10 protein-coding genes are annotated in these 15,214 nt (G+C 48.2%); 3 read left to right on the top strand and 7 right to left on the bottom strand.

What is annotated here, in order from left to right; genetic code table 11:
* A partial coding sequence (locus BP71_RS37120) for a HipA domain-containing protein (RefSeq protein WP_496386852.1) occupies nt 1-493 on the top strand: 493 nt, incomplete at its 5' end.
* Nucleotides 494-842: 349 nt separating this feature from the next.
* Here BP71_RS37120 and BP71_RS37115 read toward each other — a convergent pair.
* From BP71_RS37115 to BP71_RS37100, 4 genes are all read right to left on the bottom strand, one after another.
* The gene (locus tag BP71_RS37115; protein WP_496386850.1) at nt 843-1,529 is read right to left on the bottom strand and encodes a hypothetical protein; all 687 of its coding nucleotides are present in this window, start codon (nt 1,527-1,529) and stop codon (nt 843-845) included.
* Nucleotides 1,530-2,065: 536 nt separating this feature from the next.
* On the bottom strand, nt 2,066-4,588 hold the full coding sequence (locus tag BP71_RS37110; RefSeq protein WP_496386848.1) for a T9SS type A sorting domain-containing protein: 2,523 nt from the start codon (nt 4,586-4,588) through the stop codon (nt 2,066-2,068).
* Between the two features lie 524 nt (nt 4,589-5,112).
* Nucleotides 5,113-5,382, bottom strand: coding sequence for a hypothetical protein (locus BP71_RS37105; protein WP_496386846.1), 270 nt, complete (start codon nt 5,380-5,382; stop codon nt 5,113-5,115).
* Nucleotides 5,383-5,405: 23 nt separating this feature from the next.
* Nucleotides 5,406-9,710 carry a T9SS type A sorting domain-containing protein gene (locus BP71_RS37100; protein WP_496386844.1) on the bottom strand — a complete coding sequence of 1,435 codons (4,305 nt, stop codon included), beginning with the start codon at nt 9,708-9,710 and terminating at the stop codon, nt 5,406-5,408.
* A gap of 506 nt (nt 9,711-10,216) precedes the next feature.
* Between BP71_RS37100 and BP71_RS37095 the strand changes: the two genes are divergently transcribed.
* Both BP71_RS37095 and BP71_RS37090 read left to right on the top strand, forming a co-directional pair.
* On the top strand, nt 10,217-10,396 hold the full coding sequence (locus BP71_RS37095; RefSeq protein ID WP_496386843.1) for a hypothetical protein: 180 nt from the start codon (nt 10,217-10,219) through the stop codon (nt 10,394-10,396).
* Nucleotides 10,397-10,405: 9 nt separating this feature from the next.
* The gene (locus BP71_RS37090; RefSeq protein ID WP_496386841.1) at nt 10,406-10,903 is read left to right on the top strand and encodes a hypothetical protein; all 498 of its coding nucleotides are present in this window, start codon (nt 10,406-10,408) and stop codon (nt 10,901-10,903) included.
* Between the two features lie 81 nt (nt 10,904-10,984).
* Here the strand turns inward: BP71_RS37090 and BP71_RS37085 are convergent, their stop codons facing one another.
* The 3 genes from BP71_RS37085 to BP71_RS37075 all read right to left on the bottom strand — a co-directional run bounded on the left by BP71_RS37085 (nt 10,985) and on the right by BP71_RS37075 (nt 14,876).
* Nucleotides 10,985-11,713, bottom strand: a complete 729-nt coding sequence (locus BP71_RS37085; protein ID WP_496386839.1) for a DUF6088 family protein — start codon at nt 11,711-11,713, stop codon at nt 10,985-10,987.
* Between the two features lie 147 nt (nt 11,714-11,860).
* Entirely contained in the window at nt 11,861-14,548 is a 2,688-nt protein-coding gene (locus BP71_RS37080; RefSeq protein WP_496386837.1) for an ABC transporter permease, read from the bottom strand.
* Complete coding sequence (locus tag BP71_RS37075; protein ID WP_496386835.1) at nt 14,541-14,876, bottom strand: PadR family transcriptional regulator; 336 nt, start codon at nt 14,874-14,876, stop codon at nt 14,541-14,543. Before BP71_RS37075 ends, BP71_RS37080 begins: the two co-directional genes overlap by 8 nt.
* Between the last annotated feature and the right edge of the window lie 338 nt (nt 14,877-15,214).

The raw sequence follows: 15,214 nt of genomic DNA, 5'->3' as shown, positions 1-15,214 counted from the left end.
TCAGACCCACGGGGAACATTACAAGTATCTGGGTAACTATCTGGACCTCTTCAGCGTAATGAAGAAATATCTTCCAATCTATGGATTAGAATCACCTAAACTATTTCAACTAATCATGTTCAATTATCTATTTTCAAATGGCGACGCCCATTTTAAGAACTTTTCGATAATTGAAACCGGCATGGGTGATTTTAGGCTCAGTCCTGCGTACGATCTTCTTAACAGCCGACTTCATGTAAATGATTCCGACTTCGCGCTGGAAGATGGGCTCTTGCCCGCTCAACTATCAAATGGGAATATTGCCAGACGATTCCATACACTTGGAGAGCAAGCAGGCTTGAATACAAAATCGATTACATCCATCTTTAACACGATGCTTTCAAATTCGAAAAAGGTCGAAAGCTTGGCCAAGGTCTCATTCTTGAATGATCGTTCTAAAAGAAATTATCTCCAGGCATATCAGACTAGGCTGAAGAGGCTTGCCAAGGCATAAGATAGTCTCCGGTTTCAAGCATCCTCTCCCCCAATCCTATGTAATAAGCCAATATTCTATTTTCCAGTAACTAACAATCAACAGGTTAGATGGTATATCTATTGGAACTGTGAGTTTCCGTGCATCATTGAAGGGTGATATTCAGGAAACGCTTGTCACTCATGGCGTCAAAAAGATCGTCTGCGATTACAACGACAACGGACGCCTTCCGCAGTAACCTTCGGGTTACTCCTGGGCGGCACTATAGCCTACTTTTCACTTCCGGTAAATTATGCCGGTGTACTCAAAGCTATGGATAAGGATCGTAAGATTCCGAAGTCCTGGTTACGAGCGTAATGCTTGTTACTTCCTAATAGGCAGTAGCGTATGATACAGCGTTTGCCAACTCGGTATACAGAAACTGTTTACTCTTTCTAGCGGATGGGTGGAAGAAGTTAATGACTGGCAAGCCATTCCAAAGACCTCTGCTGTAAAGATTTGACGAATGCTTTTTCATCTCAATTTTTTGACCAAGGATTTTGTCGCTCTCACCAAAGAGGTCGTTCGGGTAATTGTCATACCGAAAGCAGCAAACAATTATAGTTGGCCTGATTTCCATGATTTGCTGTTGGAGCAGTGCCTTGCTTTTGGCGATATACGCGGCGATTATTGCTGCGTTGGCTGCCGCTGCGCCACTAGATTTCTTCACGTTGATGAGCGCAATGGAGCGGAGGGCTTCTAGCCGTTCCTCTTTGGATATGCTGTGAAAATCTTCTGGGAAGTCATTCAAAATCCCGTAGGCCCACTCGCTGACGCGGTGGGCGAAACGCTTGTACACGTAATTCTGCCACCATACTCCATAGTCGGCCGCGAAGTCCGGACTATCGCCATCGGTACCCAGGTTGTGTTCCTTGGCGATGAAGAGTATTCTCTTGGATTGCTTTTCGAACGTGGGTGCGTGGATAATACCGTCCTTGATTATGGGGCGGTCGTGGTCGCCTAGTTTCTCACTGGTGTATAGGGCGGAGAATTGGTCGAAGAGGGAGGTGGGTTGCATGGGATTTAGCGGCTTTTTTCTAGAAAGTTAGATACTAACGTTGCCTTAACCTATATCGATAAAACATCTCCTCGCTGGGAAAGGGCAGCGTCATCTATTCAATCCCTGAGAAACAAGTCAATACTTATCTAGTCATTTTACTAATAATCAATAAGTTACATAAAGCCTATCTGCCAGACTTTTGCGTTTTCCGAGCATCATGGAAGGAATCTTTAAAGAATAGATGCCTTGCTGATTTTCAATACATTAAGTCAATCGTTCAAATCCCTCGCTTCGCCGCGAAGCGGATCTGACTGTTCGTTTCTAACGGAAGTTGCTACTAAGTGTGAGTCCTAACCGGGTCAGATATCATAGTCCCAATGACAACCCGATTTTCGACGCGTTGGATACTATGCACCTGCATTTTCGTTAAGAAAAGTCCAACAAACTCTGATTGAGTTGTTACCACCGCATCGGACTTGCCTGGGTTTAGTTTTTAAGCAGCTCTTGGTCAAAAGGCTGGCCTCACCTCCAGGACTTTTTATCCCAAAGATCTGTCACTCCTTGAGAACCCTAAAAAGCTGCACTTTCCCTTTATGCTCCTCTTTAAGCAGGTAGATTCCGGAAGGATATTGACTCATGTCGATCGCCTCCTCGTTGTCGGAACTGGTTTTAGTCCAGATCTTCGTTCCGCTGGTGTTATAGAGGAACAGGTTTCTTCTTACAGCCGTTTTGAAACGGATAATCACTATTCCCGATGCAGGATTGGGGCCCACAGACATTTGGCCTGCATTTATATCCGGCTCCTCAGCGCTCAATATCACTTCTACTTTGATAACAGAGGGCTCGCTAATCTTCCCCACTCCACACGCATTGCTGACTGACAGCAATTTGAAATAAGCCGATGGCTCTTTGCTTGTGATGGCAATAGTGTCGGGCGAGGTGTCAGCATATCGCGTAACAGAACCCAGGTCATTTCCATAACGATACTGCCATTGCCCGGTGCCCTTGAGTAGAACTATCACATTCGCGTTGCCCGTTTCGTCAAGAATTGCATTGTCGGATGCGAAAGAGGCGCTGGGTTTTTCGCCGAACGAGATCACTTGCTGAAAATCGCTGGAAGCAGTATTGGCGTCGCTGGCTGCAATTCTGACACGATACCCTTCCCCGGAAGTAAATCCGGAGAGAACAGTTACCTGTAATGGTGTAGTCTTACCCGTTGCGGGCACCGATTTGACGAGCTTACCCTTTATATCATGAAATTGTACTATAAACTGGTTATCCGCCGAAAAGGTCCCTGATTGGGAGAAATGCACGAGCAATGTATCTTTCTCGCAAAATGTTGGGAACTTGTTTAGTTTGGTGACTCTGATTTTTCGCTCTGAAGGAGCATTCACAACAACGGTAGCACTGCCTGATGCTTTTACCGGCCCGCAATTACCTGACGCGGATACGATTGTGTAAGTGGTGGTGGTGCCCGGGACAACCCGCACATCATAAACAGACGACAAGCTCGGCATTAAGAAGCTTAGTGAAGCTCCGTCCGAAAAGGTTACATTCACCTGCTCGTTGCTGATCGTCTTAGGTCGCACTTGAATATACGCAGCATCTCCAGGGTTGATCGTCGTGTAGCCCATCAGTTCGATATCCGGTGCCCTGACGATTGATATTTGATGAGAAACCGAGATATCAGACCCGGTAATGTGACAGGTTATTGTGTCATTGCCCGCAGTCAGATTTGTAGGAATAGCTAGCGAAATAGTGCCGCTGGCAGCTGTTGCAGACGGCAGCTCATATCGGGAGCCATTTGCATTCGTCAGGTAGAACCCGATTTTTTCACCCGCAGGAATATCCCCGCCAACCTGGTACTTCACACTTAGCGTACTCCCGCCGCACACGGATAGCGCGGGGGCAAATGCCACAATTTTAGGCTTGACCTTTACCGGAACATTCCCCGAAACCACACCGTAGCCGCATGCATTGCTCACCGATTTAAGCTCAAAAACGGTCGATTCCGATATTTCATACTGACGCCAGTAGCTTTCCTGCGTCTCTTCTGTTTCACTTCTTCCGCTCAACAGGACCTTCCAAGGGCCACCGCCGGTGAGCTGGTAATCGACAAACGCCGGTTGGCCAAATTCGATTTCGACAGGAGAACCCGGTGTCAGGTTCTTGTATGCGATGGTAGCGGTCGGCTTCTTTTTGACCGTAATGGTTTTCGGCTGCGAGAAAGTACCTGCATCGGAACTTACCCAGAGCTGGTAGGTTCCTTCCATTGTGTCGGGAATCCGGTATTTCAAATCGGCCAGCGAAGTACTGGAGGCGATGGTTTCAATACTGCCGGTTCCCTTGGTTATTTGCAAACGGAAGGTAGTCCCAGCAGGCGCATTGCCGTTTCTGACCTGAAACGGCACGATCAGTTCCTGGCCTGTACAAAACTCCTGTTTATCCGTAAAATAGTCTATCGCCAGGTCATAGCCTTTCCAATAAAAGTACATGGTAAGGTTGAAATCGGTATTACCACAAACATTCCCGACCGATTTGAGTGTGTATGGCGTGACTTTCCCCCTGGTCATGGGAGGATAAAACGCATTGTATTGCAGTTTTTCCTCAAAATGGTAGTTTTTGGTACCGGCAGTCCATTCGGAAGTGTAGGGAGAGCCTTCTTTGAGCTGTGTCGACACGGCAGGTATTTGATTGACGTTGAAGATCACCGGCCTTTCCGGGGTTGAGCGGCTGAGTTCGTCCAGCGATTGCAATTCGGGCTTTTTGTTGACGACCAGCCAGGTATCTGCGCCACCTTTTACCACAGGATTGGTGGACTGTACCTCAACATAAGTGTAAGTATTACTTTCCAATGCCAGCGCCGGCAGCTTGTACCCGCCCGGCTTGCTTACTTTCAGCCAGCCACCGCCCACGCCGTCGTATCTTTTAATCCTGAATTCATTTCCGGCATCGAATTTGCCGAGCGCTTCAAACCAAACTTCTACACTGTCGGTTTCGCAATAATACCGTTTGGCAGACGGGTGCACAATGATCACCGGCGTCTGTCCGGGATTCGACTGGACAATAAAATCCATTTTAGCCAGATTACTTGTTGAATAACAGCCATTTTCGACAATTTTGGGACCATAAGAACCGGAAGCCGGGACAAAAATGCGCTCCGATTTCCCGCTAGACCTCCAATAACTTTTATAACCCGATTCATCTGTCATCCCGAAAGGAGCACCACCGTACACAACCAGTTTATACTCATAATATTGGGGATATGGCAGCGTCCTGGATTGGTACGACTCGAAGTCTATCCGCGGGATTCCCCGAATAGTCAGCCCGTTACGGTATTCGGATGTGTAGGAAGGATTGGTGACGACCAGCGTACTTCGTGCGTGGAGCTGTCGTTCAGCGTAATGCGGACAGGGGAATTAGTAGAAACATTGGCATAAATCCCCATGGCCATACCAGCGTTCAGCGTATCGGGCGTACTTGCGTCGCGTGCGACACCTGGCCGCGACTGTAAAACGGCTTCGAAAGGGGACTCGTCTCGGTGGCCGGGCTGGTCGACAACACTTTGAATGTAATGCGCTCGCTACCACCCGCCTTGTCGTCACCGACCGTAAAAAACGAAGTTCCCGTTTTGATACACCGCTTCGTAACGTCCCACCGGCTTATAATCCACGCCTGAAATCAGCTCTACATAAAATTTATTGTCGCCGTTAAACCTCCCTGCAATGGTGCCAGGGATTTTCATTTCCTTAAACGAGCAAATGGGCGCGTAGTAATCGTTTTCGACCGATATCCTGGTCTCGGTATCCTGAGCAAATGCTGACTTGGTGAGCAGGCACAATGCTATAAGCAACAGTTCTCTTAACTTCATGAAGGTAATTCCTGACAGAGGTTTTAGTATTTGATAATCCGGTAGGTAGTGACAAGAGCCTTCTTTCTGACTTGTAAAAGGTACGTCCCGGCCGCTAACCGGGACACATCGATAGCAGTATTCGTTGCCTGTGACCGGCCTGTATAAACGCTTTTGCCTGCCGCATTAAAAATATCCAGCTCACGCTGAGCGGAATTCCGGAACTGCATCGACAGCACTGCTCCCGTCGGATTGGGACCGAATGTAATGATTTCGCCGGATGACAATGGCTCGTTGGCCGTGATCAACTCAATGCGGAAAGAGGAAGGGTCGCCGGCTTTTCCAAGCCCGCATCCATTGCCGACCTGCAATATCCGGTATTCTACCATAGGGCTCGCGGGGCTGAGCCGGAGTGTGTCGGTATACTTCGCTACGTTTCTGAATTGTGAAAAATTGGCATCTCCAAAGCGGTAATAGAATGGCGAGCTACCTTCCAGCCCGATCACAGCCTCGACCTTTTGACCAGGCTTGTAATAAACAGAGGGAGTGAGGACTTTGGCCGTAGCATATTGCCCGATACTCACGCCGCCAGGAACAGTTCCCGGGCTGATACTCGCGTCTTTGGGTACCAATCGAACCCTGTAAAAATCTGATCTTTTCAGGCTGGCCGGAACTACTGCCGCCACCGGAGAGAAGTTACCGGAAGTGGGCAGGCTCACAAAGTTGTTTCCGGTGCTGTCGGATAGCTGCACTTCGTAGGTGGTTTCTACCGACGGCCCCGCATTCAGATAAAAAAAGACCAGCATGGTATCGGAATTGCAGACGTTCGGGTTTCTCAAACCTTTGACACCCTCGACGGAAAGCCATCGGGAGAGCCTGGGCTGAACCGTTATCGTTGCAGATCCTGAAACCTTGCCTGTGCCGCAAGCCGATTTCAACTCCTTTAAAGTATAAGTGGTTGTAGCTGTCGGCGTCAGCTTGATTTCCGCGATACCTCCGGGATATGGGGCTGCGTGCGCATACGACTTGCCGTCGGACAACTGAAAGGATGTGCCATATGGAAATTTATTATTGGCACGAACATACAATGTGGTGGTTTCACCGGCGGTAATGGTGTTGTCTCCGAACAATGTCATGTCCGGGGAGGCGTAGAGTTGGTACCCTATGGATCCGGAAGCTTGCAAAGCTGCGATTTCGGCCTTGATCGCAAACGTTCCGCCGGCGATGTTGGCAGGTATTTTCAGTTGGATGCGCCCGCCTGCGTTATTCACAGAATCCAGTTTGACCGGATTACCCTGCTCGCTCAGGAAGCTGAACACTAGATAGCTATTCGCCTGCAAATCAGCGCCTTTAATCTGATAGTCGAGCTGAATGGTTTGGCCGGCGCAGATGATCGCATCGGAATTTTCGGGATATTTTTTCAACGCTATGACCGGCTTCACTTTAACTGTCACAGATCCCTCTATTTTACCATAACCACATGAATTCCAGATCTTGCTGATGGTAAAGACCTGTGGAGCGGTTACTACGAGCGAATAGGAAGTATAGTTGGCGGTCTGCTCCTGCCGTGCCCCGTCGCTGTACACGAGCCCCCAGGGCTGGTCGCCGTCGATGACGGTGCTGAGAACAATGCCTGAACCGTGGTCAACAGTCAGGGTATTAGCATGGAGAACATCCCGTGAAGAGCCGTCAAAGCTACCGCTTGTGGGCACCTTCCCTACCATGAAGTTTATCGCTTCCGAATAAATACCATCCGATGACCGTGCCCTGAGATAATAGGACCCGGCTGTCAGATCGGGCACCTTGAATTTGAAAATGCGGCTGTCTGTGGCAGTGGCAACTTCGGTATACGAATTTTGATCGCCGGATTTCGAGATTTCAAGCGTAAAATTCGTGCCTGCACCCGCAGTACCGCTTTCCGTACCAAACTTAATCTCCGCCTCGGTTGCCACGCAGTGGTATATCGAAAAATCGGTCCTTTCCAGCACGAGTTTGTAAGCCACACCCGTATAATAGCCGGTAATATCGCTGTTGTAGGTCCCGCAAGGATTGGTTACGGCAATCAGCTTAAATTCCGAAACTTTGCCATTCGTTAGTTCCAGCGGGACGTTCTGCATGCCGTTATGATCGGTCCCAATGGTCTTTTCCTTTCCATCTACCGAGTACTTGAGCGTGCTGTACCTGCTCGCATATACGGTAACGCGCGGCGAATCGCCCAAATACATTCTTTCCGGATATTCTTTCACCGTCTGCGGATGGATTGAAGGCTTTTGTGGTTTTGCCCGCACATAGAAATAGCCGGATTCCGAGGTGAGGCGCGGCAAGGTCGAGCTGAGCGAAAAGTTTGCGAGGTAATCTTCCGGCCGGTCAGTGAGTGCTATTTTATAGACACCTTGTTTTGTTAAATTTTGATAAGGCCCGGTGGAAGTCTGGTCGGAATACGGGTAGGATAATGCAAACCGGTTTCCGGCCTCGAAATTTCCGGCGAAGTTTACGGACACTGCTATGCTGTCACCTCCGCAACGATCTGCCGTGCCGGGCACAGTCGTAAGCATTGCAGGCGTGGTACCGGAGGGTTTTAAAACCTTTATCGGGAAAGCGGTCAGGTTTGTATTAATAAAGCATTCATTGGCAATAGCCTTTACCCGAAAAGTAGTGTCTTTCCTGACAAACAGGTTATAATAGATATTGCGATAGTCATAGGTTTCTTTCGTACCGTCCCTCAGCTCGACGGTGTACGATCGGCTCCCCCACACATAATAATCCAGGCGAATGCTGGAAGGGTAAGGCACGTTCGGCTGGTAATTTGGGGCCGGTGTCATAAAGGGCGGGCTCTGGATCAATGCATTGGTGTAAGGGGAGGCCAGCGCCGGATTTGCCGATACCACCCGCAAACTCGTAATGTCGCCATAATCGCGGGCGGGATCTTCGGCAGTACGTTTTGGGATAAAAAATTCCAGTGAATCGCCCACGATCTTTGCCGGGAAAGAGATTTTCGTTCCTGTATAGTTCGTTCCTTCAACCAGGAACGTTGTTTGCGCATTCACGCCAACCGCCCTGAAACGCATTCGCACCGTTTGCCCCTCGCAAAAAGGTTTGACTTTCGCCGGCACCACACGCTCGCCTAGCAGCAGGCTTGGCTGTACAGTAATCACCAGGGGTGCCTGCCCGGGGTTTTCGATCACACCGCAGCCCGATTCGAACTTCTTCACCTGATACTGCGTGGTTTGGTCGGGACTTACCTGTCTATTATAGGCGAACGTTTCACCGCTTGTGAAGGTAAATTTGAAAGGTGGCAGCCCCTTCGGATTACCCGAAATCCAGGGCTGTTCACCAAGCGAAATAGCAGATTTTTCGGCCGTCAGCGAGAATGAAGGCTTTGGGTAAATACTAATCTTCAACGCTTTATTGACCGAAACTATTGAGGGGTTTTCGGTGACGATCCCGATGTAAATACCGCCGCCGCTATCCAAGGCTTTCAGGAGATTGTCGGGAACCCGCGCAGTCAGCTCGTTCTTCGCAGTGAAAGTAGCAGGCGCATCGACGAACTTATACGTGCCTATACTCACATTGTCGCTGGCAAAACGGACCCTGTATTTTGTGCTTGCATTGAACGCTGCCGTACCCAGGTCGAATGTCACCTTTATTTCGCTGCCTTCGCATGGCTGCTCCGGGTTCAGGTCGGTAGGCATCAAATCACCGGCATTCACTTTAATGCGCACCTGCCCACTTCCGCTCAGCGCGCCGCAGACGTTGCTCGCTTCCTTGATCGAGTAAATCCCTTCCTGTGTTTTCGGGAATGTAATGTAGGTCGGATAAGCCACGGCACCATCCGACATGGTATAGTTGAGTTGTATCTTTTCCCCGGTATTCAAGGTCACCTCCCCGGGCGTCATCGGTGTCGCAACCAACGCCAGAACAACTGCTTCGTTAGAATTGAGCGTATCTGCCGAAGAGCCCCAACGGGTCGTTAGCCGCACTGACGATTTCGTCAGCGCCCTGAATGAGCCGTTTGCATCGGTTTCTGTTTTAGGGTTGGAAGAAATTACCCTTATTTGAAAGCTTTCCGGATCGGCGAGCGCCGCGTCTTTCAAAACCGTGATCAGCTTGTTTCCTTTGAGCACAGCAGGGTATTCCCAGCGTCTGGCAGGGTCATACCAATAACGGTAAGCTACGACAGTAAATTTATTATCAGCAGGAAATGTGCCCTCGATCGTAACGTCCATAGATAGCTCCGTTCCAATGCAATAATTTTCAGAATTGACTTTATTAATGCGAATAGCAGGTGTTTGGGCAAACGAACAGAAATTGCAACAGAGAGCAAAGAAGATCAGTAATTGTTTAGTCATATTTGTCAAGAGGGAGATTGTATGCAATTTCAGTATTTGTGGAGACTATTCCAATTAAGTAAACACGGCTATACAAAATCACTCCTATCTGCCGGCGAGAATACGACTTGCGCCTTCTATCCGGTATATAACTTCTGCTTTCAAAAGTTGTCAACAATCGAGTGATCCTGACACATGGACTCGGTCTTCGATAGAATACCCTGGCCAGTTTTTTATCGCCCGTACGAACTAGGCCACGCGCGGAAGTTCCGAAGGGAACAATTTTCGCTATGCTTTGCCTTCCCAAGAATCGGTCGGGAATTAGCCCAAGGGTTCATACTTCATCCGAGAGTGGCCAAATCCGCATTCCGTTAACAACGTTGTACAATCCACCTTTAATTATGACACTTATTGTCGCGTAATCGGAACTGGCTAGCTGAAATTTGCGCAGCAGATAAATAAATTCATTGCAACTTTGCACTATATCAGTAAATTTCCGTGTTCTATAATCAGGAAAAGCTACCGCTATGGAAAAGGTAAGAAAATATAGCAGCTTCGAGGAAATGAAAGACACCGCGACCAGTGGAACGGTGAGCGCGGCTGTACTTGCAGAACGTTACAAAAAGTTTGAAACCTTCATGAATTTCCTTAGAGGTGATAATCCTCCTGAAAAATCACATCGAAAAGCTACGAAGCAACCAGAATAAGGATGGCTCATGCTTGATTTCGAGTCACTTCCCCAGATCATTACATCGTTGAACTATCACAAGGTCGAGTACATGATAGTGGGTGGCTTTGCTGTGTCGTACTACGGATACGTGCGCGTCTCGATGGCCAGGAATACGAACCGGCCGGCGGATAAAGCTGACCTGGATATCTGGTACAACCCGACGTATGAAAACTATTTCAATCTGCTGAACGCTCTGGAGGCCGTACAGCTGGACGTTGAAAGACTGAAAGCAGAACAGGACCCAAACCCGAAAAAGTCATTTCTGAAATTCGACCTGGCCGATTGTACCCTGGATCTGAACCCGGCTATCCGTGCACCGATCCGGTTCCGGGACGCTTACAATCGGCGAACTGCTTTCAAACGGAACAGTATGGAAATATCCTTCATCAGCCTGGAAGATCTGATCAATGATAAAGAGCTAATGGGGCGTCCGAAGGATATCATCGACATACTGGAACTGAGAAAGTTATATCCGAGCATCTAATCGCGCCACTTTGCGTAGCACCACATATCTGTGAGGCTCATTTCCATCACATTCTTTTAGGTTCCTTATTTTCGTGCAGTCTCATTGAATGTTCCATTGCGCAGCCGAAGACAACAATGTATCGTTAATTCCTAATTTGAAAACGGTCAAAGGATTGAGGCTTTCCTTTAAAGCCTTTGCGATGGCTGTCTTCCCTTCGGAAGACAACACTGCTCCAAGTAGAGCGCGGACACGCGGCGGGTATTTCAACGCGTATCCAACAATTTCTTTAAGCCTGCTTTCGGTTAACTGCTGGATCTGGCTTTTTATAATCCCGATCGCCGCTTGCATATCGACATCGGGAATATCTTTCAAATCCTTTAAAGCGTCCAGCAGCTCAAGTAGTTGATAATTGTCTTCGGTGACGTCCACATAACTTTTGACTGCCGTCGCACGTACAGTGCCCCGGTTGACAAAAATCCGCCTTTCACGGCTGGCTATCTGGATAATGGCTGGAATCTGGGTCGTCAGTCCCATTTGGTTATAAAGATAAGTTCCCGTAATGTAGGCAATCCTTTGCCCCTCACGATACAAATAGGGTTTGAGCACCTGCTCCTCACCAGGACGCTTTTCACCAAAGACTGTCGTTTTCGGTTTATAGAAGATGCCTTTAGAGAGTTTTCTAATCAGGCCTTTCTGTTGCAACCGTTCAAGCACCTTCGCTGCCGACGGGTACTGTTGCTCGGGTATGGTTAGCTCTCCATACCCGAAGCTGGTATCCTCCGGTATGCCCTGAATCTGTTCCTGTATAGCTTTAGATAGATTAGCCATATTACCAATGTACTAGATCGGAATGTCAAGTTTCCTGAGCAAAAAACTTGACATTTTTCGAATGGAAAATCCTGTCAGATTAACCATGCCTGAAAAACCAGCTAAAATCCCTTTCCACGACAAACTGATTAATCCTCAACACAAAATTTACTCAGAACGGAGGGCTTTCACCGGATCTGTTAGAGCGGCTTTTATGGCTTGATAGCTGACGGTCAATATTGTAAGCAAAAGTGCCAACGCTCCTGATCCGCCAAAAAGCCACCAAGGCATCTGGGAACGATAATGGTATTTTTCAAGCATTAGGGTCAGTAAATAGTAGCTCACCGGCATCGCGACGATGATGGCGATGATGGTCAGATATACAAAATCTTTGGCAATCAACTTCCAGATACCGGCCACGGATGCACCCAGTACCTTGCGTATTCCGATTTCACTTTTTCTTTGCTCGGCTGTATATGCAGTCAGACCGAACAATCCCAGGCAGGATGTGAAAATGGCGATGGCCGCGAATAGGAGAGTTATAGTACCAATCCTGCTCTCTGTTTTGAATTTTAACCCATATTGTTGATCGGCAAATTGGAAATCGAACACATTGCCGGGTAAATACCGATTGAAGATCCGGTTAAGGTTAGGAGTAACGCTGCTTGTTCTCAGATCGGAATTAAGTTTGATATATAAATAGTTAGGCGCATAAGTCATGAAATAAATCGCTTGTTTTACGGGCTCATAAGGCGATTGCATAACCATATCCCGCACCACTCCCACGATGTGATACTCCGAGTCGTTGAACGTCCCATCTTTCCACCTGATCGTCTTGCCGACTGGATTAGCCAGGCCCATATATTTCGCCGCCGATTCGTTGATAATGACCGCGGAAGAATCGGAAATGAATTTTTCGGAAAAATCTCGCCCCTGAATAATCTGCCAGCCGACAGTTTGACCATAACTATGCGATGCGGCGATGACGGCAAACTCGTCACCATGAACAGGTGACTTGCCCGGCCAGGAAAACCCTCTTGCGTTCGAAAGCAGATCGGTAACCGGCCCGGAGGATTGAGCTACCGATGAAACGATTCCGGAATGCAGTAAGTCGTTTTTTAATGCTTCTAAACGGGAACTTCCAGGGGGGATTTTTACATAAACCAGCCCTTGTCGGTCGTAGCCGGTATGCCTGCTTTGTCCAAACTGCATTTGGCAAAAAATGCCGGCTGCGCCGATAATGAGCGAAATTGAGATGGTAAATTGGAGTACTACAAGCGCTTTTCTTGGTCGTGCGGAAAGCCTGCCTGCATTGGCCGAACCCGATTTTAATACCTTGACCGGTTTAAGAGAGGAGAGGTAAAGCGCAGGATAACTTCCGGCTATGAAGCTCACCAAAACACAAAATGCAAGGCCGATCAGCAAGAAATAGGAATTGAACGCCAAACCGCCCGGGGACATGAAATCGATTTGCTTGGACGTAATCGCATTGAAATCGGGCAGGGCTAACTGCACACCAATCAAAGCAATTGCGAAAGACAAGGCGACGACGATCAGCGATTCCAAAATGAATTGAGCAATTAGTTGGGCGCGCATAGACCCTACCACTTTCCGGACACCAATCTCTTTTGCCCGCTGTTCGGAGCGGGCAGTGCTCAGGTTCATAAAATTGATACAGGCCAGCAGGAGAATGAAAGCCGCAATCGCCGTGAAGAGCTTCACGTAATAAATATCTCCTCCTGTATTCACACCGTTTTCCCACGAGGAGTATAGATGCCATTTTTGCATCGGGTGAAGGGAAATAGTGGGCGCAGCACCGGTCGTGCTATGTACATTGTTCAAATGCTTCCCGAGTAAGTGTTTTACCTTCGAGGATGCGGTTTCAATAGTACTCGTCTGCTTAGTTTGAACCAGTATCTCAAACGTATTGACATTCCATTTGTCTTTGACTTCATTCACCCACTGTCGCCTTCGGGCCGAAGTGAATAGCTTCCAGGGCGCTATAAATGACAAATTGTAATAGTCTGAATTAGAAGGGAAATCTTTGTAAACCCCTGCGACCAGTGCTTCCAACTCATTATCTATTTTCAGCACCTGGCCGGTGGCCTGAGGTGTGCCAAACATAGAAATGGCTGCAGATTCCGAAAGCAACACCTGGGAAGGGCCGCCGAGGGCAGCTATTGTGCCGGCCACCATTTGAGGTGCCAAAATCTTAGCGCCGTCGGGCTCCATAAACCGACCTTTCTTCTGGAACTTGTTTCCATTCGCAATCAGGTTGTAGTCTTCCGTATCCCACGATACGGCAACATGTTCCAAATCGGCTTGAAAGTTATCCCGCAGCTCCGCAGCAAGCGGAAAAGGTAAATTCGGAGAACTCACAATCTGACCATTTTGAGTGGAATGCGACATGAGGCGCCCAACGCGCTGGTAGTTTGCATTGCCTTTGTTGTAGTTCCACTCGTCCCAAACCCATAGGGAAATCAGCAGGGCAACGGCCAGGGACAGTGCAAGCCCCGATATGTTAATAAGTGTATAAACTTTGTTTTTTTTAAAACCTCTGAAAGCAATCTTAATGTAGTTTTTGATCATATCGCTTTTGGGAAAAGAAATTAGTGAAAGTTTATACGCTCTCCACGACACGCGTAGATTGCGAACGAGAAAATAAGGGCGTACGAATTTCAGTACTTCCACCAGGTAGCGCCTTCGGGCGAGAGCTTCACCGATTTCAATTGAGTCAATTCTGAACTGCTCGTGCAGATCGCCTTGCAGCTCTTCGTACAATTCGGTCGGGCATACCCATTTCAGTACGTAGTCTGCCCAGTAAGGAGGGGCTGGCTCCTGTTCGTTTTTAGCCATGGTCAGGGGATGAAACGAGAGGTATGGACTCCCAGAGTTCGTTTCCGAGCGCCCGTATCTCGGCTAGCATACGTTTGCCGTAAGCTGTAATGATATAGATGCGTTTTCGTCTTCCACCTCTTTCCGCCGACGGGCTGCCCAACTCTGAGTTGACAAACCCCTTTTCTTCGAGCCGATAAAGCGCCACATGAACCCCACTAAGGCTTACCGCTCTTTCCGAACGCCGGTTTAACTCTGCGGCAACGGTAACCCCATATGCATCGGATTGAAGCACTGCGACAGTCAGGAGGACAATTTCCTCAAACTCTCCCAAGTAAGCTCTTGCCATGAAAACTGTTGGTTGGAATTTGATATCATTATTGTTTGTTAAATAAATATAATGCCAGGTCGCCAGTGAGCTAAAACAGAAGAATTGGGTCATTTGGTTGTCCATTTTCGAACAGATCCTGTACGCTCTCGGGCACAGGGATAACAATGTAAGCTATTGAAAGGCGATACTGGATCGCGGGAAAAGGCGCTGCTGCAGCTTTCTGATATGCCCGAAGCCGCCTATAAGTAAAGTTTGTCATCTACCATTCCGCCAATAGTGTTCGGAAATGTAATGCAATGCCCGTTAAGTTTCAGTTTACAATTTCTACTTAAACGGCAACCACCTGAAAGAAACAA

This window comes from Dyadobacter ginsengisoli DSM 21015 (genome assembly GCF_059568735.1).
Note: the sequence above shows the minus strand (reverse complement) of the source record. Positions and strands in the feature narration are given on the sequence as shown.

What these genes read in the sequence shown, in the direction of transcription:
- BP71_RS37115 (WP_496386850.1), bottom strand. Translation starts at nt 1,529, where the DNA reads ATGCAACCCACCTCCCTCTTCGACCAATTCTCCGCCCTATACACCAGT.
- BP71_RS37110 (WP_496386848.1), bottom strand. Translation starts at nt 4,588, where the DNA reads ATGGATTTTATTGTCCAGTCGAATCCCGGACAGACGCCGGTGATCATT.
- BP71_RS37105 (WP_496386846.1), bottom strand. Translation starts at nt 5,382, where the DNA reads ATGAAGTTAAGAGAACTGTTGCTTATAGCATTGTGCCTGCTCACCAAG.
- BP71_RS37100 (WP_496386844.1), bottom strand. Translation starts at nt 9,710, where the DNA reads ATGACTAAACAATTACTGATCTTCTTTGCTCTCTGTTGCAATTTCTGT.
- BP71_RS37095 (WP_496386843.1), top strand. Translation starts at nt 10,217, where the DNA reads ATGGAAAAGGTAAGAAAATATAGCAGCTTCGAGGAAATGAAAGACACC.
- BP71_RS37090 (WP_496386841.1), top strand. Translation starts at nt 10,406, where the DNA reads ATGCTTGATTTCGAGTCACTTCCCCAGATCATTACATCGTTGAACTAT.
- BP71_RS37085 (WP_496386839.1), bottom strand. Translation starts at nt 11,713, where the DNA reads ATGGCTAATCTATCTAAAGCTATACAGGAACAGATTCAGGGCATACCG.
- BP71_RS37080 (WP_496386837.1), bottom strand. Translation starts at nt 14,548, where the DNA reads ATGGCTAAAAACGAACAGGAGCCAGCCCCTCCTTACTGGGCAGACTAC.
- BP71_RS37075 (WP_496386835.1), bottom strand. Translation starts at nt 14,876, where the DNA reads ATGGCAAGAGCTTACTTGGGAGAGTTTGAGGAAATTGTCCTCCTGACT.